This is a genomic window from Youngiibacter fragilis 232.1 (genome assembly GCF_000495435.3).
Lineage (GTDB): Bacteria > Bacillota > Clostridia > Clostridiales > Clostridiaceae > Youngiibacter > Youngiibacter fragilis.
In genome coordinates this window covers 1-21274 of the sequence record NZ_AXUN02000241.1, presented here as the reverse complement: position 1 = coordinate 21274, position 21274 = coordinate 1, and the positions used below count along the sequence as shown (strand labels likewise).

Sequence of the window (21274 nt, the reverse complement as noted above, 5' to 3'; positions counted from 1 at the left end):
CAAAATTTTCTACACTCTCTGGAAAACTTTTTCCGCGGCATTTTTCTACATCTTGAAGAGCGTCCACTGGTCAGTGTCCTTCTCATATTTGAGCTCGAAGAGGACCTCTGTCTCGTTGACGACCCCCTGACAGAGGAACACCTGCATCACATTGCCTGCAAGCCTCTCCTTTTTCCTTGCCTGTACGCTCCTTACAGCTATGGTGGCATATTTGCCGTCCTCGCCAAGGAGCCTGAACCGTATGGGATGTATCGTCCCCTTGAAGTCGAACCATGCGACCATCTCTATCGGCTTTGCCAGCACTTTCATATTTCACTGGAAATACGCTTTCCCATTATGCACAGCGCATTTCCCTTCCTCCCTTCCTGTGTTTTCTACAGGAGACTGCTCATGAACACGTAATCCTTCTCCTCTACGCCGCCTGAGAAGGGGCCTACCGGAGAATTGAGGAACGTGGCCCTGATCACTGAATTGTCCCCGAAATTTTTCCTTAGCGTATCTATGACCCTGTCTATCTTTTCGCTCTTTTCCTCGCTTTTGCTTTTAAGGAGGCAAAGCTGCTCCACGTCGGTGTCCTTCAGCTGAGAGAGGGCTATGCCCAGATGCCTCACGGGAGAGCCGTCCCAGAGGGAATCGAACAGGCTGCAGGCAGTTTCCATTACCATAGTGGTGGAATCCGTGGCCCTGTACAATGTGGTCTGCCTTGACACAGTGACCAGGTCAGTCCCGCGTATGTGTACCGCTACGCATTTTGCAAGCTTTTCAGCGTCCCTTAGTCTTGGCATGAGAGTCTCGCAGAGTGAAAGCATGACGTTGTGGCAGGATATCCTGTCGGTGAAGTCAAATGGCAATGTGGTTGAATTTCCCATTCCCTTCATCGGTATGGTGCCGGCCTTCACCGTCGATATATCCAGTCCCCTTGAATACGCCGATATCATGAGGCCGTACTTCTTGAACTTCTCGTGAAGGAATTTGGGATCCGCCGCCGCAAGCTCACCGATTGTCCTTATGTTCATGTCCTTGAGCTTCCTGGTAGTCGCAGGTCCTACCATGAACATGTCCTCAACGGGAAGTGGCCACATCTTCTCTTCTATCTCGTCAGGAAACAGGGTGTGCACCATATCCGGCTTCTTAAGGTCTGAGCCCATCTTCGCAAGAAGCTTCCTGTCTGAAACCCCCACGTTGACAGTGAAGCCAAGCTCCTCACTTATCCTGTCCTTGAGCCTTGCGGCTATTGACACGGCTTCCTCCCTTGTTATATTCCCCATGTCCATGAAGCATTCATCTACTGAATACCTTTCGACAATAGGGGAGTATTCCCTGAGCACCTCGACCATTGCATTGCTTGCCTTAAGGTACTGGGAGTACTTCGGGGGAACCACAGTCAGGTTCGGGCATTTGAAGAATGCTGAAAAAAGAGTCTCTCCTGTCTTTATCCCATACTTCTTGCTGGGTATTGATTTTGCAAGGACTATGCCGTGCCTTGTCTCAGGATTGCCTCCGACTATGGCAGGTATCTCCCTCAGGTCCACCTCCGCTCCGTGCTGCAGGTCCCATACCGCGCTCCAGGAAAGGTATGCCGAATTGACGTCGACGTGAAAAACTACTTTCTCCATAAATATCCCTCCTGCCAATTTCAGTATACCAGAACACGTGTTCTATGTAAAGACACGTGAGAAAACCCCTGGGCTAAATTGCACAGGGGTTTATGGTAATTATCCGCATTCAGGTCCGCTTCCGTATACTTCTCCAAGGAAGCCGCATACGACCTTCTCGTATTCCCTGCTGTTTGCAGCATAGGATTTCGCATGGCCTGCACCCTTTACGGTGTAGAGGAACTTCTTGTTAAGCTTGAAGCTGAACATGCTTTTTGACATCTTCATCGGAATGTAGGTGTCATCCTCACCATGGATGAAAAGTATCGGGTTCGTTATTGCAGGCAGCTCCCTTATAGGCGACACATCGTCTATTGAGAAGCCGGCCTTTCTTCTTATGAACAGGTTGGTGGCTGCAAGCAGCTTCTTTGACCTGATATTCGTCTCTTCCCTGAACCTGAGCAGAAGAAGGTCAGATAGGTCAGAAAACCCGCAGTCGCTTATTGTGAATGCGATCCTATGGTCTGCAGCCATGTTGAGTATGGCGACACATGCTCCCATTGACTCTCCATGCAGGCCCACAGATATCTCATCTCCAAACCTTTTGAACAGGTAGTCGGTTATGACCTTAAGGTCCCATTTCTCGAAATGGCCGAAGGTTGTGTTCTCTCCGCCTGATTTGCCATGGTTCCTCTGGTCATATACAACAACGTTGTAGCCCAGCCTGTGGAACATGGGCAGGTATTTGAAGCTTCCTATTATATTCATGGTTATGCCGTGCACGATGATCACGAACCTTCTTGAATCGGCAGGGTACAGCCTTCCGTAAATGTTGTACCCGTATGGGGATGTGAAATTCAGGTCTTCAGATTCGAGGCCCCCGATATAGGACTCATCAAGCACATTGTCCTCGAGCAGCAATTCCCTTACCCTTTCATAGGACTTTGCAGCAGGATATATGACCCGGCCTGCATACCTGTCAAGGTACCTTATAGCTAAAGCCAGGACTATTACGACAATACCAGAAGCCACCCAGAACACATCAAATTTCAAATGTACCACCTCCCATACCTTATTATATCCTCACTTACCCTGATTTTGACAAGAAGGACACAAATTAAAGATAATAAAGCTCATTTGCAAATAGTTCATTAACAATTGGTGTATTTGCTGAAATAGATATTAATGATATGTATAATTTAGACAAAGGCAATATCAAATCTTTTAAAATCGGAGGCATATTATGGATAATAAGACGATCAAAAAAGTGGAGAAAATCATAGAAAAAGGTGAGGACTTCGCAAGGGATCTTGTTCCAAAGGCGAAGGACACCTTCAGCGACCTTAAGGAATCAGCCATATCGGTTTATGAGAAAGGTCTTGAGAGCGCCCAGATGCTTATCGAGAAGGGCGAAAGGCTCAGGGAGGAAAGTCAGGCAGCAGCGGCTAAGAAGGCTGACGAGGTCGTCGAGCTTGTCTCAGTGAAGGCTGAAAAGGTAAAGCCAGCCGCACTCAAGGTCGTTCCTGAAAAGAAGAAGAATACTGGGAAGATAGCGGCAGGTGTAGCTGTGGGTGCCCTTGCGGCAGCAGCCTATGCATACTACAAGACCCAGCAGCTCAAGAACGAAAGGCTCAAGGAAGATTATTCAGTGAAGATGAAGAGATGGTCGGAGCTTGAGAAGGACCTTCTGGAGGCAGAGGCAGGAGATGTCATGCAGCCGGTGAAGGTAGTTCCGAGGAAGGTCTATGCTGAAGGATCAAATGCCAGGCTTACGGACAGCATAGTCGTAAGGGTGACAAAATCCCAAGGTGAGACATTCGACCCCACCCAGGAGGGAGAAGTCCTTGCAGGAGTCGGCATAGCCGGTGTGATCAGGGACAAGGCGACCTCAGGGTTCGAAAGCATCAAGAAGAAGGTTGAAGAGGCAAAGGTACAGATAAATCTGGGGAAAATGGAAGCAGAGGACAAGCTTGAAGAGCTTACTGACAAGGTTCAGGATATCGACATAGTTGAGACCGTCAAGGAGTCTGTAGACGAGGCTAAGCTTCAGGCACACCTTGGCACGCTTGAAACCAGGGAGAAGTTCGAGGAGCTCAAGGAAAAGGCAGTGGACCTCAAGAAGAAGGCTGAGGATACCGTAGAGGACATCTCATCAAAATTATCAGAGGGAAAGGTTGAGGGCTTCACTCCGAACATCGAGGAAGGCCTAAAGGAAAACCACTTCGACCTCAAGGACATGGGAAACAAGCTGGACAACCTGAAGGACAAGGCTAAGGAGAAGCTTGAGGACATCAGGGAAGATGCCGGAGAGATTGTCGAGAAGGTCAGGGACAAGGCTGAAGACCTCCAGGAAGATGCCGGAGAGCTTCTTGAGAAGGCTAAGAAAAAGGCTGAGGAAGTCAAGGAAGCGGTGGAGGAGAAGGCTGAGGAGCTCAAGGAGAACAAGATGTCTTCTGAGTTTGAGGATGACCTCAAGGATGCCGGGATACCGGATATCGGTGATGTAGCTGCAGAGGAGCCATATGAGCCCCTTGGTGAAGAGGAGTATGAGGACATAACCTTCAAGTCGGAGGATCCTCTCACAAAAGTAAAGAATGTGACTGAAAAGGTTGCAGGAACCCTGTCAGAGGTCGCTGGAACGGTAAAGGGAAAGCTTATTCCTGAAGAGCCTTACTACGAAAAGGAGCTCATGGAATATGAAATCACCATCCATAACGGTGGTGAGGAGGATTACTACTTCAATCCGCTCCTGATACAGAAGTACGATGTCAGGAAGAGGCAGGTTGAAATCCGTCCTATCCACAGAGATGGTACTACCCTTGAATCGATTGTCATAAGGCCTGGTGAGACGTATACCGCAAAGCTTGCTGTTGAGAAATCCATAGGCAAGAAAGAAGGGCTCATCGTGTTTGAAGACATAATGATGAACAACTCGGTGCTTTTCCTTCTTGAAGATGAAAAATCCGATGTGGAGGAATTCGAGGAAGAACTCTTCGGGGCACCTGAGGATGAGGATATCCAGTAATATCAAAGGCTCCCGGAAATATTCCGGGAGCCTGCATTTATCTTCCTTTTCTTGATTTTCTGACTGCGGTTACTACTGCAAGCGTAACAAGGCTGCACAGTATCGCTTCAGGTATTCCGCTTGTCACAACTACTCCGATTATTCCTGCCTTTGCGGCTTCCAGGCTGATTCCAAGTGTTTCAGCATATTTCGCCACGTAGAACAGGTAGATGAGGCCCATGACTCCGATGGTGTTTGTAAGTGAACCGGCAAGGGCTGAAATAACAACCGAGACCTTTCCCTTTCCAAGGAGCTTGTATGCATATGCTGAGACTACCCCTATCAGTATCCTGACTCCGATTGAGATTATGGGATTCCAGAATATGAAGCTAAGCGGGGTAGGTGTTGCAAATGCCTTGGCAAAGCTTGTCACACCGAATATTAGCCCAATTAGTGCGCCTACAACAGGTCCTTCAAGTATCGCTCCGATTACCACCGGGATGTGCATTATTGTTGCGTTTATCGGCGGAATCGGGATGAATCCCAGAGGTGTCATTGAGAGCAGTATCGAAATACCAGACAGCAGTCCCACGATGGCGAGTTGCCTTGTGTTGATGAATGAGGTGGTCTTTCTTGTTGTTTGCATTGATTTCCTCCGTTCTTATTCCTTCTGGATATAATTCGGTCCATTTGGATATAAACTTTTAGTTCAGTTTCATCACTGAATACTGACAAGTTAACTATAACAAAAACCTGTCAAATGTAAATAGTTTCCGGATTAAAATACGCTTAAATTGCAAACGTTTCTTGAACACTTGAGAAAATAGACAGGTGAAAAGTACAGGTGTGATAAAATTGACTGAAAAGGCTCGTTAAATAATTACGGAGGTGCCCAAATGAGATTGGTTGTTATAGGAGCTGTTGCTGCAGGATTGTCCGGGGCATACAGCGCAATGAAGAATATTGAAGATCTTGAGGTCATCGTGCTTGAGAAGGGTACTGATGTTTCCTACGGGGCCTGCGGGATGCCTTACCTCATTGGCGGAACCATAGATGAGGAGTCGAAGCTTATCGCAAAGGATGCCAGGGAAATAGTCGCTGACGGAGTGGACCTGAGGTTAAGGCATGAAGCGGTGGGAGTGGACTTTTCCCTGAAAGAGGTCAAGGTAAGGGACCTGGACAAAGGGCAGGATATCGTGGTTCCATATGACCTCCTGCTTATAGGTACGGGTGCTAACGCAGTGTGGATACCCGGTACAAAAGGCGTGGACGGTGTCTTCACTCTGAACACACTGGAGGATTCAAGGAATATCAGCTCCTTCATCGAAGAAAGGAAGGTAACGAAGGCCGTCATCGTAGGAGGAGGATACAAGGGCGTAGAGATGCTTGAGGCACTCCATGACCTTGGGATAAAGGCTGACATGATTGAAATGGAGGAGTCGATACTAAACACCTTCGATCCTGATGTATCGTCAATAACTGAAAAATACCTTAGGGATGAGGGCTTCGCCATTCATCTCGGAGAAAAGCTGGACCACCTTGAAACTGACACGTATGGGGGAACAGGGGAAAGAGTATCAAAGGTCGTTACCGACAAGGGCACATACGATGCCGAGCTTGTCATACTTACCTTAGGTGTAAGACCTGCTACAGGATTCCTTGAAGGAACCGGGATCGAGATGACGAAGGGTGCCATAGTTACGGACCTGGAGGGCAGGACAAACATACCTGGGGTATATGCTGCAGGGGACTGCGCAATGGTATTCGACTTTGTGGCAGGAATAGACAGGTACCTTCCTCTTGGCACGAACTCCAACAAGATGGGAAAGCTGAGCGGCCTGTCCATGGCGGGAAAACCTGTCAGGTTCAGAGGAGTCCAGTCATCAGGCTATGTCAAGGTACTTGGCATGGAGCAGTCGCAGACAGGGATGACAGATACAGCGGCCAAAAGGATGGGGCTTGATTTCGGGAGCGTACTCGTCAGGACCAGGGACAGGTCCGGCTACTATCCTGGAAGCAGGAACCTCTATGTCAAGCTTACATACCTGAAAAAGGACGGAAGGCTGATTGGGGCGCAGATGGCAGGGGAGACCGGAACTGCAATAAGGATACAGGGGTTGGTACCGGCTATCTATGCGGATCTTACAGTATACGACCTGGAATACATGGACTTCGGGTATGCACCTCCGTTCAACAGCGTCTGGGATTCCATTAATGTGGCAGCTTCAAAGGCTGTGAGGAGCCTGTCCGGAACCTGAGAAGATCTCTTTCTTTCAATTGCTTTATGATTCAAAACCACGATGGACTGATGCAGGATCCGATTTTTATATCGGGTCTTGCATTTTCCAAATCCAGATGCTATTATAATCTCAGTACCCCCACCCAGGGGGGGAGGGAGGAATATCATGAATGAAGACAGGCAGAAAGCTCTTCAGATCCTCATGACGGCCAAGGGCCAGATTGAAAAGACGATAAGGATGATTGAAGAGGACCGATACTGTATCGACATATCGAACCAGATAATGGCAGGGAACGGACTTCTGAAGAAAGCCAACATGCATATACTGAGGCAGCATCTTCACCATTGCGTGGCTGATTCACTGGCCGGCGACAATGAAGAGGACAAGGAGCAGAAGACTGAAGAGGTCATAAAGGTGCTTGAAAAGCTCATTGGAAAATAGAGCTCAGGAGGAACATATGAATAAGATAATACCCGTAAAGGGAATGGAATGCGCTGCATGCGCCCTGTCAATAGAAAGAACCCTTTCAAGGAAGGAAGGGGTAAAGAAGGCAACTGTCAACTATGCAACTGAAAAGCTGTATCTAGACATAGATGAAGAGGTAATTTCCCTGAAGGAAGTAGAAGAGGCGGTCGAGAAGGCAGGCTACGGACTTGTGATAAAGGATGATACCATAAAGAGGGTGCTGGATGTCAGGGGCATGGACTGCACAGCCTGTGCAACAGCCATTGAGAGGACCCTCTCGAAGAATGAAGGCGTGACAAGGGCCAACGTCAATTATGCCAATGAAAAGCTGTATCTTGAATACACCCCCGCAAAGACTACGATGACAGACATAAAGGCTGCAGTCAAGAAGGCGGGCTATGAGCTTGCAGAGGAGAAGGCTGAAGAGGCTGTTTACGTGAACCCATACCAGAAGAGGCTGGTTTATTCCTCGATTTTCACTCTTCCTCTTCTAATCATCACAATGGGACACATGCTTGGAATGCCGCTGCCGCTGATAATAGATTCCCACATGAACCCAACGAACTATGCGCTTCTGCAGCTGTTTCTTACCGCTCCAGTGGTCTGGTTTGGCAGGAAGTTCTTCATAACAGGCTTCAAGAACATATACAGGCTTCAGCCTAACATGGATTCACTGATAGCTCTCGGAACCTCTGCAGCATTCGTGTACAGCCTGGCCGGGACCATCCTGATAGTATCATCAGGGAGCCCCAAATATGCGCACATGCTCTACTACGAAAGCGCTGCTGTAATACTTGCACTTATCACCCTCGGAAAGTTCCTGGAGGCGATCAGCAAGGGAAAGACATCTGATGCTATAAAGAAGCTTATGGGACTCGCTCCCAAGACCGCGATTATTGAAAGGGACGGTATGGAGTCCGAGATACTCCTTGAAGAAGTCCAGGCAGGAGACATCATCGTGGTAAAGCCCGGAGCGAAACTTCCTGTTGACGGTGAGGTCATCTTCGGAGACAGCTCGATTGATGAGGCCATGCTTACTGGTGAAAGCATCCCGGTTGAGAAGACTGTGGGAAGCAAGGTATACGGCGCATCTATCAACAAGACCGGCTTCCTTAAGTACAGGGCAGAAAAGGTGCTTGGTGAAACAGCGCTTGACCAGATAATAAAGCTGGTCGAGGATGCACAGGCTACGAAAGCTCCGATCGCAAAGCTGGCTGACCAGATCTCCGGTGTATTCGTGCCGGTGGTGATCGCACTTGCCCTTGTCTCGTCGCTGCTCTGGTATTTTGCCGGCGGTGAATCGGTAAGCTTCTCGCTTACCATACTGATATCAGTGCTTGTAATAGCCTGCCCTTGCGCACTTGGTCTTGCAACACCTACCGCCATTATGGTCGGTACCGGGAAAGGCGCTGAGAACGGGATACTTATCAAATCAGGCGAAGCCCTTGAAGCTGCACACAGCATCAAGACTGTCATCCTTGACAAGACAGGCACAATAACGAAGGGCAAGCCGGAGCTCACAGATGTCATTGGCTACGGAATCCCTGAAGAGGATATCCTCACTTATGCTGCGACTGCTGAAAAGTCCTCGGAGCATCCGCTGGGTGAAGCAATCATAAAGGGTGCTGAGGCAAGGAACGCAAAGGTCCTGGTATCCGAGTCCTTCGGTTCTATAACAGGCCGTGGAATATTCGCAAGGATAGAAGGAAAGGACATTCTTCTAGGTAACATCAGGCTTATGGATGAAAAGGGCATCAGGGTAGAAGCTGAAGTCCAGGATAAGATGACAGAACTGTCCGAGCAGGGAAAGACTCCGATGCTTGTAGCAGTTGACGGCAGGGTCGAAGGAATCGTGGCTGTTGCAGATACCATAAAGGAAAACTCTAAGAAGGCTGTAGACAAGTTCCACGAGATGGGAATAAGGGTTCTCATGGTCACAGGTGACAATGAGAGGACAGCGAAGGCGATAGGAAGGATAGTCGGTGTGGATGAGGTGCTTGCTGAAGTGCTTCCTGAAGACAAGGCCGGGAAGGTCAAGGAAATTCAGGCGAGAGGCGGCAAAGTGGCCATGGTAGGAGACGGCATAAATGATGCTCCGGCACTTGCCCAGGCAGACATAGGCATAGCCATAGGAAATGGAACTGATGTAGCGATAGAATCCGCCGATATAGTGCTGATGAGGTCTGATATACTTGATGTCCCCATAGCCATCGACCTTTCAAGGAGGACCATCAGGAACATCAAGGAGAACCTGTTCTGGGCCTTCGGCTACAACATACTTGGAATCCCGGTAGCCATGGGTCTTCTGCATATATTCGGCGGACCGCTGATGAGTCCGATGATAGCTGCGGGAGCCATGAGCTTCAGTTCAGTGTCAGTGCTTCTAAATGCGCTGAGGTTAAGAAGGTACCAGCCATTCAAGTAATGGATGATATAAACAGGCTTACGAGGCCAATAATATTCTGGAGGAATGAAAATGACAAAATTTAAGCTTTCCATAGAAGGCATGAGCTGCGGTCACTGCGTCAAGAGGGTCACAAACGCACTCAATGAGGTTTCCGGAGTAAAATCCGCAAGTGTGGACCTCGCATCAAAGTCTGCTGTTGTTGAAGGTGAAGCTGACGAGGCTGCACTGAAGGCAGCTGTCGAGGATGCAGGCTACGATGTCGTAGGAATTACAGCAGAATAATGAAAAGGGCCCGTAAAAAGGGCCTTTTTCATTGCCTTCATCAGGCCAATGCATGGTAGAATAAGGGTAGCGAATAGTTACAGAGGTATAATGATGAGAATTGCACTTATTTCAGATATCCACGGCAACAAATTTGCCCTGGATGAGGTCCTTAAGGTGATAGACACGGATCCTCTGATTGAAAGGATCTACTGCCTTGGTGACATGGTCGGTCTCGGCCTGTTCAGCAACGAGGTCCTTCAGACAATATTCTCCAGGGATGACATATACCCGATCCTTGGCAACCACGATGAGCTTGTCATGGCTATGGCGAAAGGAGAGGACCATACCCCCGACCATCATATGGTCATCGACCATCATAGGTATCTTGCTGAAAGGCTGGACAAAAGGTTCCTCGAAAGGATGGAATCCCTTCCTCGGTCACTGCGTGTGAATATCGAGGGACGCGATACACTCTTCCTTCATTACCACCTTGAAAAGGGCATGGAGAACGAGCATATATCGAAAAGGCCATACAGTCCTTTGGCACTTGACACTGCCTCAACAGTGAAACTTTTCTCGGACTGCGCCGGCGACCTTATCGCATACGGGCACAGGCATTACCCGCCATCTGTAGAGCATACTGATGGCAGGCTTCTTGTCGATCCGGGATCCCTTGGAATAAGCACAAGGAACTTTGCCACGTATGCAACAGTCGACATAACCGCTGGTACCATGGAAGCAAGGATACTTGAAGTGGAGTACAGTAGGAAAGAGTTCGCTGAATCATACCCCAAAGCCGGAATTCCCGGATATGAATTCATATTGTCATCATTTCTTGGCATGGATGACTACTGATCCTGAAACGGAGGGGGCGCGGAGGCATTTCTGGTAAATGCCTTCCGCGCCCTGATCATGAAAAAAATTGAAGTAAACAGCTATTTTTTTGGTTGCTGGAACTTGTAACCGAATCCCCATACCGTCTTGATAAGGTCTCGGTGGTTTCCCAGCTTGTTCCTGAGAGACTTGACGTGTGTGTCTATGGTGCGTGAATCTCCCAGAAGGGAATAGCCCCATACCCGTTTTATGAGTTCATCCCTTCTTACGGTTTCACCGCTCCTTCCCTGAAGGTATACAAGCAGGTTGAATTCGAGCTGAGTCAGTGGAATTGCTTCCCCGCCAATGGTGGCCTGGGATGACCTTTCGTCTATCACAAGGTCTCCGTAGACGCAGGTCTTCCGGTCCTGCTCTATCATGTCCGTCATGATCCTTACAAGCTCTTCGCCTGAATGCGGGAGAAATGCATATGCGATCCTATCAGTATCCTTATTTTCAGACAGGATGTCACAACCCTCCGGGAAAGCAACAAGCGCTTTGGTCCTGAAGGTCCTTTCTATAAGTGATGTCACTAATTCCCTGTTGTCATAGAAGCTCTCCGCATCGATAAGCAAAAGGTCCGGATTCTTAATAAGCTCGTCCTCGAGCTCTCTCATATCAAAAGCTGTCCTGCAGCTGAAAAACTCATTTATCGCATCGGAATCCCAGCTGATGGCAAGGGACCCGAAGATGATTACTTTGTGCATTTCTTCACCTCGCAGAGAAGTGTACCATATAGATTTGAAGATGATTTAAAGATTGATATGCACGGGACAATGTTAACACAATTTTAACTAGTTCCTGTCAGGCTATCAAGGTATCAGCCAAAGCTGCTGAAAAAGGCTCAGGAATCCAAAAACCCCATGTACTGAAAGCATATATGGCTTATTCCCGGGATTTTCCAATCTGTCAGTGCGAATCCAAAACGGTTATACCGGAATCCCTGTTATTTCAATTTTCACGAGTCCTGTGGTATAATAGTCATGAAATCGATATGAATTTGGAGGAGTCTTATGAAGTGTGGCAAGCTATTCCTCTTGTCGGCAGTTTCCTTTGCCATGGGAGCTTTGGTCTACAAGGCTGTCAGGGACAACAAGGAGGAACTGGATAAGTTCGTTGACGACTATGGCGATTTCGTCGATGACGATGTACTTGAGGCTGAATTGATTGAGGAAGAATAGAAAAACTGCCTGGAACTCATTTTCCAGGCAGTTTTTCTTTACTCATAAATGCTGATTGTTCCATCGTCCCCGATAAAATACTGGATGCCGTTGTCGTTGAATATTTCAAAGGTCATCGCTTCAATGTTCGAAAGTATGTTGGTTATCTCAGCGTGAAGGAATTTCAGGGCCGCCTCATCATCAGGAGTAAGAGGCTTCTTGCCGGAATCTGCAATGACCATGATGCATTCAAGAAGGCTCTCCTTCATGACCTCAAAGAGGGCATAGAGGGATTCCAGTTTAGGGTTTGTTGATGTAGGTACTATCGGAAGGTCTGAAACTTCCCTTTGAAGGATATTCAGGCTGTTTTCAACATCAAGTCCCGCAACCTTTCCATCAACCAGGTCTTCAAATTCCCTGAGCTTTTCAAGGAACGGATCGAGCATGTCCATGCTGAAGCTCCTGTAGGCGCTTGGTATCCTAACCACGTTCCTTCCAGGAGGATGCTTTGATATTATTGGATCCTCTCTGCTGAACCAGCCTTCCAGGAATCTTCCTATTCCAAGCGGGGAAGAGAGTACCAGGGCCAGTATGAGAATGCATGATATTATGATAAGTACCCCTCGCTTGTTCAAAGGATCCACCTCCTCTGTCAGCTGTTCTTCTTCACGTATTCTTCAATTTCGGCATCATAAAGCTTCATCAGCCTGCCGATTATTGAACAAGAGGCAGAAGGTATCTCTAATTTGTCTATCCTTGATATTGGAAGCACCTTAGGAGATGTTCCGCTCATGAAAGCACCCTGGAGTTCGCTTATAAGGTCCAGGCTGATATCAGTCTCCCTGAAGGCGATACCGGAAGATTTGGCCAGGTCAATGATCCTTTTCCTGGTTATGCCGCCGAGCACATCCTTTAGCGGAGGTGTAAGAAGAGTATCTGAAGCGACAAAGAATACGTTGGACCTGCTGCCTTCAGTTATGCAGCCTTCACGGTTCACAAGAAGGGCTTCGTAGACCCCCTTGTCCCTTATGAATTCAGCAACTATCTCCTTGTAGCTTGTGTTCACTATCTTCGCATTGGGATTGGTACGCTCGAGTTTCAATGTGGCAGTCGCGATCCCGTTTTCATACATCGCCTCATCCGGATAGGAGTGGGGGATCATATACAATAGGATTCCATCAGGCAAAGAATCTCCCACCACGAATTTCACATTGCCGTTTCTAGTACCGTTGGCCTTTATCAGAAGCGATATGAGGTTTCTTACCTCTTCAGTGGATTTTACCGAAGCCTTTCCGATTAATGCGAGTGACTCATGCATCCTTTCCAGATGGTCCTCGAGAAACAGAGGGACTCCGTTCAAGACCCTTATGACCTCATATATATGCCCGGTACCGGGTTCATATGCGAAGTCCTGAGTCATTATCCTTGATTTTCCCGAATAATAATAGGTTCCAGTTGCCTTTTCCATTCTTACCTCCAGTTAAGGACCGGATATTTTGGGTCCTTTCTTTTGTAGTTGATGAGATAGGGTCTTCCCACAAGCCTCAGCAGGGGTTCGTCCGACATGGAGTCAGAAAACATGTAGGAGCCTTCAAGGTCTATCTCCTCTTCATCAAGATATTCATATAGCCTTCTTACCTTCTCTTCACCCTTGTTGTTCGGTCCGACCATCTTTGAAGGAAACCTTCCGTTCTCGAACAGGAACCTTGTTCCAATGACCTTGTCGACACCTTCAATGCCATACAGATGGTCAAGATAGAATTCAGGGGATGCAGAGTTAAGGATGACCCTGCATCCCTTTGCCTTAAGCTCCCTTATCTTATCAAGTCCGTCACTGTACAGAAGCGATATGAGCACCTTCTCATAGAATTCCTTCGAGAGCTGCCTTATCTCATCCTCGGAAAAGCTTGTGAGGTACCTTAGGAACATTTCCTTCGCAGCTTTCTCATCATGGATCCCAAGCTTATAGAAGAGCCCTGAGGCAGCAGCCTGGGGGAGTCTTGCAATTTTTCCGGGATACCTGCCCACTATGAACCTGTAGAACTCAATAAGTGTCTCTTTGCTTGTAATAGTGAAATCAACATCGAATATTGCCAGTCTTTCCATATCATCACCTGTGAAAAAACCCCGGTGCAAGCCCGGGGTGTAATAAACTGGATGTCTTAGTTCTCTTCTTCCTCTTCCTCGTCCTCAGCATCAAGAAGCTCATTATAAGCGTTTGCAACTACTTCGAACTCTTCCTCAGTAAGGAATGCGAGCTCTCCATCTTCGCCCATGGACTTGAGGGGAGTAACGGTATCGTCCGAATTGAGCACGAGAACATAGAGCTCTCCGTCAAATTCAAACTCATCCACTACCGGATATTCTGAAGTTGTTCCGTCTTCGTTCTCGAATGTGACCATATGCTGATGCTCATGATCATGGTCATGGTCACAGCCTGGTCCGTGCTCGTGGTGATGTCCCGGCTCATCCATGCAGTTGCATCCTGTGGATTCGCCTTCGCAGCAGGATTCCTCAGCTTCGCTTCCACAGCAGCAGCAGCCTGTTTCGAGTTCTTTGTCTTTATTGATATCTGTCATTTTATTCCTCCATCTTGCCTTTAAGCACAAGTAATATAATCAGTGTAACACAAAATGATATTTTTTGAAGATACAAGATGTAAATTTGGCTCATTTTCATTTTTCGGATCATCTGAAAAAGCAAATTCAGTCATCCAAAAACCATTACTCTAATTTAAAGCCAGATATGGAAGGGAAGGTCGATTGTCCCGGCCTTCCCTTATGATCATCTGTTTATTGCCGCTGTAAGCGGAGGTATTACCTGTTTCTTCCTGGACAGGATGCCCGGGATGTAGACGGAGTTATTCACAAGCTCCACGTTGAAAGCCTTGTTCACCAGCTCCTTGTGCTTTCCTACAGCTATGATCTCGGAGCCTTCCTTGTAGATGTCCGTAAGTATCAGGACGACCATTGTGAAGTCGCCGGTCCTTGCCTTAAGTTCCATGGCTTCTATTAGCGGCTCCTTCAGGTCCTTTATGGAGTCTGCATCCATCGAGTATACCTGTGCAACCCCGACCTTTTCGTCATCGTAGGTGAAGACCTTGAAGTCCTGGTTCAGTATCTCGTCCGGGCTTCTTCCCGCTAGGGAGGTGCCGTACTTGAACATCTCAAGTGCGAAGCTGTTGACATCGATGTCTGCAAGCATCGCAAGCCTTTCAAGCGTCATCCTGTCCACATTTGTGGCAGTTGGGGACCTGAAAAGGAGAGTGTCCGATATTATTGCCGCACAGAGTATTCCAGCGGTCTTCCTGGATGGCCTTATGCCGTTCTCGAAGAAGATGTTGGCTACGATAGTGGATGTGCTTCCCACTGGTTCATTCCTGAAGTATATGGGAGTTCCGGTAGCTACATCAGCTACCCTGTGGTGGTCAATTATCTCAAGGATCTCAGCATCCTCAAGACCGTCTACGGATTGTCCGCGCTCGTTATGGTCCACAAGGATGACCTTTTTCTTCTTTGCCGATATCAGGTGATACCTTGATACGGTTCCCGCAACCTTGCCCTCTACGCTGACAACAGGGTAGCTCCTGTACCTGGTCTCAGCCATCACTCCCCTGATGTCCTCTATGAAATCCTCTGAGGAGAAGTATATGAGCTTATCGGTGCCCATGACATGCCTGACCGGGACTGCCTGTGTTATGAGTCTTGCGGTCGTGAATGTGTCATAAGGGGTGCTCAGTATTGTAACCCCGTTCTCCTTCGCCTTCTCCAGAAGTTCATCGCTCATCGTGTTGTTTGTAGTCACTATTATGAGTGCAGCCTTCTTGTCAATGCAGAGCTCCTGGGAATCTATCCTGTCTCCGCATATGGCTATATCCCCCTCTTCAAGCATCTTTGAAGCGGTATCATTGGAACCGGATAACACAAGTATCTTTCCTGAATATGTCTTCCTTGACTTCTCGATGCTTAGAGGCTTTGCTGTAAGCGTATCTATTATATTCTCGAGCGTGACGCTGGCTTTGCCAAGTATGGTGTTGTCCCAGACATCCATGTAGCTTTCGGTCACATTCGTCACTGAGACGACTCCCATCAGAAGCTCGTTGTCATCGATGACTGGAAGGCTCTTGACATTCTGCTTGCGCATCAGATTCCATGCCATCTTCAGCGTAATGTCAGGACTGACAGGGGTTATCTTGTCGATGTCCATGTCCTTTACCTGCAGCTTAACTGTTTCAATGAGCATTGGAGGCTCGACATCAAAATGGTTGAGTATGAAGTTCGTCTCCCTGTTTATATCACCAAGCCTCACAGGAATGGCATCTACGGTTCCCGTCTTGTTCTTGAATTCAGCATAGGCCAGTGCCGCACAAATGGAGTCGGAGTCGGGATTTTTGTGACCTGTCACAAAAACAGTGTCCTTCAATTCATTGACCTCCTTTTTATAACATATAGGATATCAGTTCATGTAAAAAATAAGCCTGCAATACAATCACAGGCTTTTTTCTTATTTCCTCTTCATCTGGATCTGCCTCTTTGGGAGAGGAGTATCTGTCTTGAAAAGATCCTTCTTTGTAGTTATGTTCCTGATGTTCTTGATATCGAAAACATCAGCGCCTGTCTTGCCTTTTTCACCCTTAAGGCCCTGGAGAAGCACTATGTTTCCCTGGCCGATCGTCATGAACTCTGGCTTCTTGAACCATTTTGATGCCTTGTAGACTGCCCTTAGCACATTCTTCTGACCTTCAGGCTTGATTATGACTGTTGCAACCAGCTTGTTGATAAGCCCGAAGAGTATCTTTTTCTCCTCGACCTTTATTGACAATACGGTTCCGTATGCCTGAGCCATCCTGTCGCCGTATTTCTTCAAGTAGCTGTCTGCATAGTATTTCTGCAGTTTGTCTTTGAACCCCATTATAAAACTCCTTTGATTGTATGATTGCTGATGATAATTATAGCATACCCTCCGGGAAAAAAGTATAAAAAATACTTGGATATCCTGAAGGACCGGGTCCAAGTGAAGCATGATATGTTAAAATGGGAATGAATAATGAAACCGGGAGGACTAAACAATGGATAATAAGATGATAGCCGGCATGATCGACCATACTCTCCTTAAGCCTGATGCTACTGATGCACAGCTGAGAAAGCTCTGCGAGGAGGCAGCTGAATATTCGTTCTGGAGCGTCTGCATAAATCCCTGCAATATCGAGAAGGCAAAGGAGATTCTTGAAGGCACGAACGTCAAGGTCTGCACTGTAATAGGATTTCCTCTTGGCCAGATGACCACAGAGGCGAAATCCTTCGAGACGAAGGAAGCTGTCTTCAGAGGTGCCGACGAGATAGACATGGTGATAAATGTCGGAAGGCTTAAGGACAAGGACTACGACTACGTCAGGGATGACATCGAGGCTGTAGTTCTTGCGGCAGGAGACAAGCTTACAAAGGTCATAATCGAGACCTGCCTTCTGACGGATGATGAGAAGGTGACAGCCTGTGAAATAGCCAAGGCTGCTGGAGCAACCTTCGTAAAGACCTCAACAGGATTCTCGACAGGCGGGGCAACCAAGGCTGACATCGCCCTGATGAGAAGGACCGTAGGCAAGGAAATGGGAGTCAAGGCTTCCGGCGGAGTCAGGACCTACGACGATGCCATAGCCATGATAGAAGCCGGAGCGACCAGGCTCGGGACATCGGGCTCAGTGGCCATTGTCACCCACGGCGCATCAGAAACCGACTATTGACCAATTACTTACAAGCGCCCATTCCATGGAAATGAGGTATACAGATGCATAGAGACATAATTGACTCCGAGCTTCTAGGCAAGGTCATTGACATTCCCGACGAGCTCAAGGGAAAGGTCCTGGAAATATTCATAAGGGAATATGAGGATGATGACAGGGAAGTTTCCGAAATGGCCATTAAGATGCAGAAGCGGGCTAAGCGCGTAGCGTATCTCGGAAAGGAAAGCGAGGTCTTCTTCTTCACCCCCGACGAACTTCCTGACGAAAGAAGAAGGAAACTCATATCCAAGATGAAGGAATACGGCTATCTGGTAGAGCATAAGGAAGGTTCCCTCAGGAATCAGATAATAACTCTATCATGGAAGAACGTATAAGGACCCGGCAGTAAAGATCAACATATACATCAGCATGGAAGAGGCGGAGAATCAGTTTCTCCGCCTCATGTTGACTATAATGTTAGTGATTACATTTCCGAATATCACGAATCCTATCATGATTACCGACAGTATGTATGCGATGTCCCTGAACCCTTCAGGAGTCGTCGTCATAAGCTGGTATACATAGTAGATAATGACTGCAGCCCCAAGGAATGAGGGTATGTGCCTGATGTACGCGTTTCTTGTGAACAGGCTGGTGACGATGCTGTAGATGCTTCCTGCCATGAAGAATGCACCGACTATCAGTATAAGCCTGATTGTGCTTGAATCCATGCTGTGCTCCTTTCGGTTACTCTTGTGAGTCCCTTTGTCGTACCATGATTATACCATTGGGCGGACCTCACTTGATTACAAATCCAAGACAGGCGGTGATGATATGTCCGGATTAAAGACTCTAGGCAATGATTTTTTTGAAAGGGATGCAAGAACCGTCGCAATTGAGCTTCTTGGCAAGGTCATTGAGGTGCGTGACGGCGACATATGCTGCAGCGCGGTAATAACCGAGACTGAAAGCTACTCCGGCTTCGAGGACAAGGCTTCCCACGCCTTCGGCGGCAGGGTGACTGACAGGAACCGCGTCATGTATGGAAAGTCAGGGATAATATATGTCTACCTTGTCTACGGAATGCACGTGCTCCTTAACATAGTTACAGGGGAAGAGGGGTTCCCTGCGGCAGTGCTTATCCGTTCGGCCCTGCCTAAGGAGGGTATCCCGACCATGGCTGAAAGGAGGTTCGGCAAACGGCCCGAGCAGCTCACAGGGAAGCAGCTCGCATCACTTGCAATAGGTCCCGGAAACCTCACTAAAGCACTTGGTATCACCATGGAAGACTATGGATTTGAGATTAACGGGATCTGCGGACAACGGTCCATTTCACTCTTCGATTCCGGCTTTGTTCCTGAGTACTATTCTTCACCCCGCATTGGTGTAGGTTATGCCGAAGAGTGGGCTGAGGTTCCGTGGCGCTTCTCAATCAGGGACGGTTTTTCCAAGTTCTGAAAACCTTTGGCAAGTTTTGAAAGGCACACTGCCATCTTCTGAGGTATCATCAGCTTGTAAAGAAAAGCGCATGGAGGTATTTATGGAAAAAGGTTTGAAGATCGTAACTATCGGTGGAGGTTCCAGCTACACGCCGGAGCTTGTGGAAGGCTTCATAAAGAGGCACGCGGAGCTTCCTGTATCGGAGCTGTGGCTTGTTGACATCGAGGATGGCAAGGAAAAGCTTGAGATCGTAGGCAACCTTGCAAAGAGAATGGTTAAGAAGGCCGGACTTGACATTGAGATCCATCTTACCCTGGACAGAAGGGAAGCGCTGAAGGATGCTGACTTCGTTACGACCCAGTTCAGGGTCGGTCTGCTTGATGCCAGGATAAAGGATGAAAGGATCCCACTAAAGCATGGTTACATGGGACAGGAGACCAACGGAGCCGGCGGACTCTTCAAGGGTCTGAGGACTATCCCTATAGTGGTAGGTATTACCAAGGACATGGCAGAGCTTTGTCCGGATGCATGGCTCATAAACTTCACAAATCCTGCAGGCATGGTTACTGAAGCGCTTCTTAAATATGGATATACCAAAAAGGTCATAGGACTGTGCAACGTACCTATTGGCATGGAGAGGATGGCCGCTGAGATCCTGGAAATGGACCCTTCAAGGATCAGGATGGACTTCGCAGGGCTTAACCACATGGTCTTCGGCAAGGAGATCTATGTTGACGGAAAGCCATTCATGAAGGAATTCATTGAAAAGTACACTGACGCCAATGTGGTCACGACCATGAAGAACATCAAGGACTTCAAGTGGGAGCCCGATTTCATAAGGGGCATCGGAGTCATACCATGTCCTTACCACAGGTACTACTTCAAGAAGAGGGAGATGCTTGAGTCCGAGCTCAAGGCATATGCTGAGAACGGTACAAGGGCAGAGACTGTCAAGAAGCTTGAAGAGGAGCTGTTCGAGCTCTACAAGGATGAGACTCTTGACATTAAGCCGCCTCAGCTTCAGGAAAGGGGAGGCGCATACTACAGCGATGCTGCCTGCAGGCTCATCAACTCGATATACAATGATACAATGGACATCCAGCCTGTAAACACAATGAACAGGGGAGCCCTTGCAGACATTGCCTGCGATTCAGCAGTGGAGGTAAGCTGCATAATCACAAAGAACGGACCTGTTCCGCTCTCCATGGGACACCTGCCGACGGCGGTCAGGGGACTCGTGCAGCAGATCAAGGCCTTCGAGCAGACAGCAGCCGATGCTGCAATGACAGGGGACTACAACCTGGCGCTTGCAGCAATGACCATGAATCCACTTGTTCAGGAAGATGTCGATGCCAAAGTACTTCTTGACGAGATGCTTGAGGCTCATAAGGACCATCTTCCACAGTTCTTCGTGAAATAACAACACAAAACGTGATGATCCGACTAGAATAATGTCTTATCTGAGGCTCCGGGAATTACCGGAGCCTCTTCACATTTTTATCATAGTTTTGAACATTGCTTGAACATTCATTTTATGCAATGTGATTGTCGCAATAAGGGATTATAATATAGGTAACAAAGACGGCAATAACAGGCGAAGCGGCGGGAGTGATTCATATGACCGACAAGGTAATGAAGGAAATGGAAGGGAGATGGTTTCTACAGTACTCAGGCTGCCCAATGTGGAAAGCCGGGAACATAGACACGATCTCCTTCAATTATACATTGGAGCACAGAGGCGAAGAGCTGGTGCTGAAGGATGTGGTGGAGTACAGGAAAAACGGAAGGATGAGGATGAAATCCGGGATAGACATACCGGATGAAGATGGAAGGACATTCCAGTGGAGAGGTATAGGCGTCGGAAACAAGCTTTTCAGAGGAAAGTCAAAGGTACTTTTGAACGAGGATGGAATACTTGTCATCTGGTTCGAGAAGACACTCGGATCTTCGGAATCCATCGATGTGCTTACCAGAAAAAGGCATCTCACCAGTAAGGAGAGTGAATATATACTGGGTATACTTAAAAAAAATGAAGAATACTCAAGGTTTATAGATAATATAGATGCTGTCAATATAGGCTGAGAAAATTTTCATGCTAAATTGATTG

Annotated in this window: 24 protein-coding genes; 12 read left to right on the top strand and 12 right to left on the bottom strand. The window is 47.8% G+C overall.

Annotated features, from left to right (window positions below):
• Nucleotides 1–45: 45 nt before the first annotated feature.
• From T472_RS19155 to T472_RS19145, 3 genes are all read right to left on the bottom strand, one after another.
• Complete coding sequence (locus T472_RS19155; protein WP_023387287.1) at nucleotides 46–309, bottom strand: hypothetical protein; 264 nt, start codon at nucleotides 307–309, stop codon at nucleotides 46–48.
• Nucleotides 310–374: 65 nt separating this feature from the next.
• Nucleotides 375–1616: a DNA polymerase Y family protein gene (locus T472_RS19150; RefSeq protein WP_023387288.1), complete on the bottom strand. Its 1242-nt coding sequence runs from the start codon at nucleotides 1614–1616 to the stop codon at nucleotides 375–377.
• Between the two features lie 99 nt (nucleotides 1617–1715).
• Nucleotides 1716–2648, bottom strand: a complete 933-nt coding sequence (locus T472_RS19145) for an alpha/beta hydrolase (RefSeq protein WP_023387289.1) — start codon at nucleotides 2646–2648, stop codon at nucleotides 1716–1718.
• Between the two features lie 190 nt (nucleotides 2649–2838).
• Here T472_RS19145 and T472_RS19140 point away from each other — a divergent pair, with 190 nt between their 5' ends.
• Nucleotides 2839–4620, top strand: coding sequence for a YtxH domain-containing protein (locus tag T472_RS19140; RefSeq protein WP_023387290.1), 1782 nt, complete (start codon nucleotides 2839–2841; stop codon nucleotides 4618–4620).
• A 37-nt stretch (nucleotides 4621–4657) separates the two neighbouring features.
• Here T472_RS19140 and T472_RS19135 read toward each other — a convergent pair whose 3' ends face one another.
• Nucleotides 4658–5245, bottom strand: coding sequence for an ECF transporter S component (locus T472_RS19135; protein ID WP_023387291.1), 588 nt, complete (start codon nucleotides 5243–5245; stop codon nucleotides 4658–4660).
• Nucleotides 5246–5495: 250 nt separating this feature from the next.
• Here T472_RS19135 and T472_RS19130 point away from each other — a divergent pair, with 250 nt between their 5' ends.
• The 5 genes from T472_RS19130 (at nucleotide 5496) to T472_RS19110 (ending at nucleotide 10830) form a co-directional block, all read left to right on the top strand.
• Nucleotides 5496–6857, top strand: coding sequence for an FAD-dependent oxidoreductase (locus T472_RS19130; RefSeq protein ID WP_023387292.1), 1362 nt, complete (start codon nucleotides 5496–5498; stop codon nucleotides 6855–6857).
• Between the two features lie 147 nt (nucleotides 6858–7004).
• Nucleotides 7005–7280: a metal-sensing transcriptional repressor gene (locus T472_RS19125; protein ID WP_023387293.1), complete on the top strand. Its 276-nt coding sequence runs from the start codon at nucleotides 7005–7007 to the stop codon at nucleotides 7278–7280.
• A gap of 16 nt (nucleotides 7281–7296) precedes the next feature.
• Nucleotides 7297–9729 (top strand): heavy metal translocating P-type ATPase, encoded by a 2433-nt coding sequence (locus T472_RS19120; protein ID WP_023387294.1) that lies wholly within the window; start codon nucleotides 7297–7299, stop codon nucleotides 9727–9729.
• A gap of 51 nt (nucleotides 9730–9780) precedes the next feature.
• On the top strand, nucleotides 9781–9993 hold the full coding sequence (locus T472_RS19115) for a CopZ family metallochaperone (RefSeq protein WP_023387295.1): 213 nt from the start codon (nucleotides 9781–9783) through the stop codon (nucleotides 9991–9993).
• 93 nt (nucleotides 9994–10086) lie between these two features.
• Nucleotides 10087–10830, top strand: coding sequence for a metallophosphoesterase family protein (locus T472_RS19110; protein ID WP_023387296.1), 744 nt, complete (start codon nucleotides 10087–10089; stop codon nucleotides 10828–10830).
• An 80-nt stretch (nucleotides 10831–10910) separates the two neighbouring features.
• Here the strand turns inward: T472_RS19110 and T472_RS19105 are convergent, their stop codons facing one another.
• Entirely contained in the window at nucleotides 10911–11555 is a 645-nt protein-coding gene (locus T472_RS19105) for a winged helix-turn-helix domain-containing protein (RefSeq protein ID WP_023387297.1), read from the bottom strand.
• Between the two features lie 306 nt (nucleotides 11556–11861).
• Here T472_RS19105 and T472_RS19855 point away from each other — a divergent pair, with 306 nt between their 5' ends.
• Nucleotides 11862–12029 (top strand): hypothetical protein, encoded by a 168-nt coding sequence (locus T472_RS19855; RefSeq protein ID WP_023387298.1) that lies wholly within the window; start codon nucleotides 11862–11864, stop codon nucleotides 12027–12029.
• A 38-nt stretch (nucleotides 12030–12067) separates the two neighbouring features.
• Here T472_RS19855 and T472_RS19100 read toward each other — a convergent pair whose 3' ends face one another.
• The 6 genes from T472_RS19100 to T472_RS19075 form a co-directional block, all read right to left on the bottom strand.
• A complete protein-coding gene (locus T472_RS19100) occupies nucleotides 12068–12643 on the bottom strand; it encodes a hypothetical protein (protein WP_023387299.1) in 576 nt (191 codons plus the stop codon).
• Nucleotides 12644–12660: 17 nt separating this feature from the next.
• Nucleotides 12661–13476, bottom strand: coding sequence for an aminotransferase class IV (locus T472_RS19095; RefSeq protein WP_023387300.1), 816 nt, complete (start codon nucleotides 13474–13476; stop codon nucleotides 12661–12663).
• A 2-nt stretch (nucleotides 13477–13478) separates the two neighbouring features.
• Complete coding sequence (locus T472_RS19090; protein ID WP_023387301.1) at nucleotides 13479–14114, bottom strand: HAD family hydrolase; 636 nt, start codon at nucleotides 14112–14114, stop codon at nucleotides 13479–13481.
• A 56-nt stretch (nucleotides 14115–14170) separates the two neighbouring features.
• Nucleotides 14171–14587 (bottom strand): DUF1292 domain-containing protein, encoded by a 417-nt coding sequence (locus tag T472_RS19085; protein WP_023387302.1) that lies wholly within the window; start codon nucleotides 14585–14587, stop codon nucleotides 14171–14173.
• Between the two features lie 205 nt (nucleotides 14588–14792).
• On the bottom strand, nucleotides 14793–16430 hold the full coding sequence (locus tag T472_RS19080) for a putative manganese-dependent inorganic diphosphatase (protein ID WP_023387304.1): 1638 nt from the start codon (nucleotides 16428–16430) through the stop codon (nucleotides 14793–14795).
• 81 nt (nucleotides 16431–16511) lie between these two features.
• Nucleotides 16512–16919, bottom strand: a complete 408-nt coding sequence (locus T472_RS19075; protein ID WP_023387305.1) for a hypothetical protein — start codon at nucleotides 16917–16919, stop codon at nucleotides 16512–16514.
• Nucleotides 16920–17076: 157 nt separating this feature from the next.
• Between T472_RS19075 and deoC the strand changes: the two genes are divergently transcribed.
• Both deoC and T472_RS19065 read left to right on the top strand, forming a co-directional pair.
• Nucleotides 17077–17748 carry a deoxyribose-phosphate aldolase gene (gene deoC, locus T472_RS19070; protein WP_023387306.1) on the top strand — a complete coding sequence of 224 codons (672 nt, stop codon included), beginning with the start codon at nucleotides 17077–17079 and terminating at the stop codon, nucleotides 17746–17748.
• 44 nt (nucleotides 17749–17792) lie between these two features.
• Complete coding sequence (locus T472_RS19065; RefSeq protein WP_023387307.1) at nucleotides 17793–18122, top strand: hypothetical protein; 330 nt, start codon at nucleotides 17793–17795, stop codon at nucleotides 18120–18122.
• Nucleotides 18123–18173: 51 nt separating this feature from the next.
• Here the strand turns inward: T472_RS19065 and T472_RS19060 are convergent, their stop codons facing one another.
• Nucleotides 18174–18458, bottom strand: coding sequence for a hypothetical protein (locus tag T472_RS19060; RefSeq protein WP_023387308.1), 285 nt, complete (start codon nucleotides 18456–18458; stop codon nucleotides 18174–18176).
• A gap of 103 nt (nucleotides 18459–18561) precedes the next feature.
• Between T472_RS19060 and T472_RS19055 the strand changes: the two genes are divergently transcribed.
• From T472_RS19055 to T472_RS19045, 3 genes are all read left to right on the top strand, one after another.
• Nucleotides 18562–19185, top strand: a complete 624-nt coding sequence (locus tag T472_RS19055; protein ID WP_023387309.1) for a DNA-3-methyladenine glycosylase — start codon at nucleotides 18562–18564, stop codon at nucleotides 19183–19185.
• An 82-nt stretch (nucleotides 19186–19267) separates the two neighbouring features.
• Complete coding sequence (locus T472_RS19050; RefSeq protein ID WP_023387310.1) at nucleotides 19268–20587, top strand: 6-phospho-beta-glucosidase; 1320 nt, start codon at nucleotides 19268–19270, stop codon at nucleotides 20585–20587.
• A 197-nt stretch (nucleotides 20588–20784) separates the two neighbouring features.
• A complete protein-coding gene (locus tag T472_RS19045) occupies nucleotides 20785–21249 on the top strand; it encodes a hypothetical protein (protein WP_023387311.1) in 465 nt (154 codons plus the stop codon).
• The last annotated feature ends 25 nt before the right edge of the window (nucleotides 21250–21274 follow it).

Coding starts and splice junctions, on each gene's coding strand:
- T472_RS19155 (WP_023387287.1), bottom strand. CDS start 309: ATGAAAGTGCTGGCAAAGCCGATAGAGATGGTCGCATGGTTCGACTTC.
- T472_RS19150 (WP_023387288.1), bottom strand. CDS start 1,616: ATGGAGAAAGTAGTTTTTCACGTCGACGTCAATTCGGCATACCTTTCC.
- T472_RS19140 (WP_023387290.1), top strand. CDS start 2,839: ATGGATAATAAGACGATCAAAAAAGTGGAGAAAATCATAGAAAAAGGT.
- T472_RS19135 (WP_023387291.1), bottom strand. CDS start 5,245: ATGCAAACAACAAGAAAGACCACCTCATTCATCAACACAAGGCAACTC.
- T472_RS19130 (WP_023387292.1), top strand. CDS start 5,496: ATGAGATTGGTTGTTATAGGAGCTGTTGCTGCAGGATTGTCCGGGGCA.
- T472_RS19125 (WP_023387293.1), top strand. CDS start 7,005: ATGAATGAAGACAGGCAGAAAGCTCTTCAGATCCTCATGACGGCCAAG.
- T472_RS19120 (WP_023387294.1), top strand. CDS start 7,297: ATGAATAAGATAATACCCGTAAAGGGAATGGAATGCGCTGCATGCGCC.
- T472_RS19115 (WP_023387295.1), top strand. CDS start 9,781: ATGACAAAATTTAAGCTTTCCATAGAAGGCATGAGCTGCGGTCACTGC.
- T472_RS19110 (WP_023387296.1), top strand. CDS start 10,087: ATGAGAATTGCACTTATTTCAGATATCCACGGCAACAAATTTGCCCTG.
- T472_RS19105 (WP_023387297.1), bottom strand. CDS start 11,555: ATGCACAAAGTAATCATCTTCGGGTCCCTTGCCATCAGCTGGGATTCC.
- T472_RS19855 (WP_023387298.1), top strand. CDS start 11,862: ATGAAGTGTGGCAAGCTATTCCTCTTGTCGGCAGTTTCCTTTGCCATG.
- T472_RS19095 (WP_023387300.1), bottom strand. CDS start 13,476: ATGGAAAAGGCAACTGGAACCTATTATTATTCGGGAAAATCAAGGATA.
- T472_RS19090 (WP_023387301.1), bottom strand. CDS start 14,114: ATGGAAAGACTGGCAATATTCGATGTTGATTTCACTATTACAAGCAAA.
- T472_RS19085 (WP_023387302.1), bottom strand. CDS start 14,587: ATGACAGATATCAATAAAGACAAAGAACTCGAAACAGGCTGCTGCTGC.
- T472_RS19075 (WP_023387305.1), bottom strand. CDS start 16,919: ATGGGGTTCAAAGACAAACTGCAGAAATACTATGCAGACAGCTACTTG.
- deoC (WP_023387306.1), top strand. CDS start 17,077: ATGGATAATAAGATGATAGCCGGCATGATCGACCATACTCTCCTTAAG.
- T472_RS19065 (WP_023387307.1), top strand. CDS start 17,793: ATGCATAGAGACATAATTGACTCCGAGCTTCTAGGCAAGGTCATTGAC.
- T472_RS19060 (WP_023387308.1), bottom strand. CDS start 18,458: ATGGATTCAAGCACAATCAGGCTTATACTGATAGTCGGTGCATTCTTC.
- T472_RS19055 (WP_023387309.1), top strand. CDS start 18,562: ATGTCCGGATTAAAGACTCTAGGCAATGATTTTTTTGAAAGGGATGCA.
- T472_RS19050 (WP_023387310.1), top strand. CDS start 19,268: ATGGAAAAAGGTTTGAAGATCGTAACTATCGGTGGAGGTTCCAGCTAC.
- T472_RS19045 (WP_023387311.1), top strand. CDS start 20,785: ATGACCGACAAGGTAATGAAGGAAATGGAAGGGAGATGGTTTCTACAG.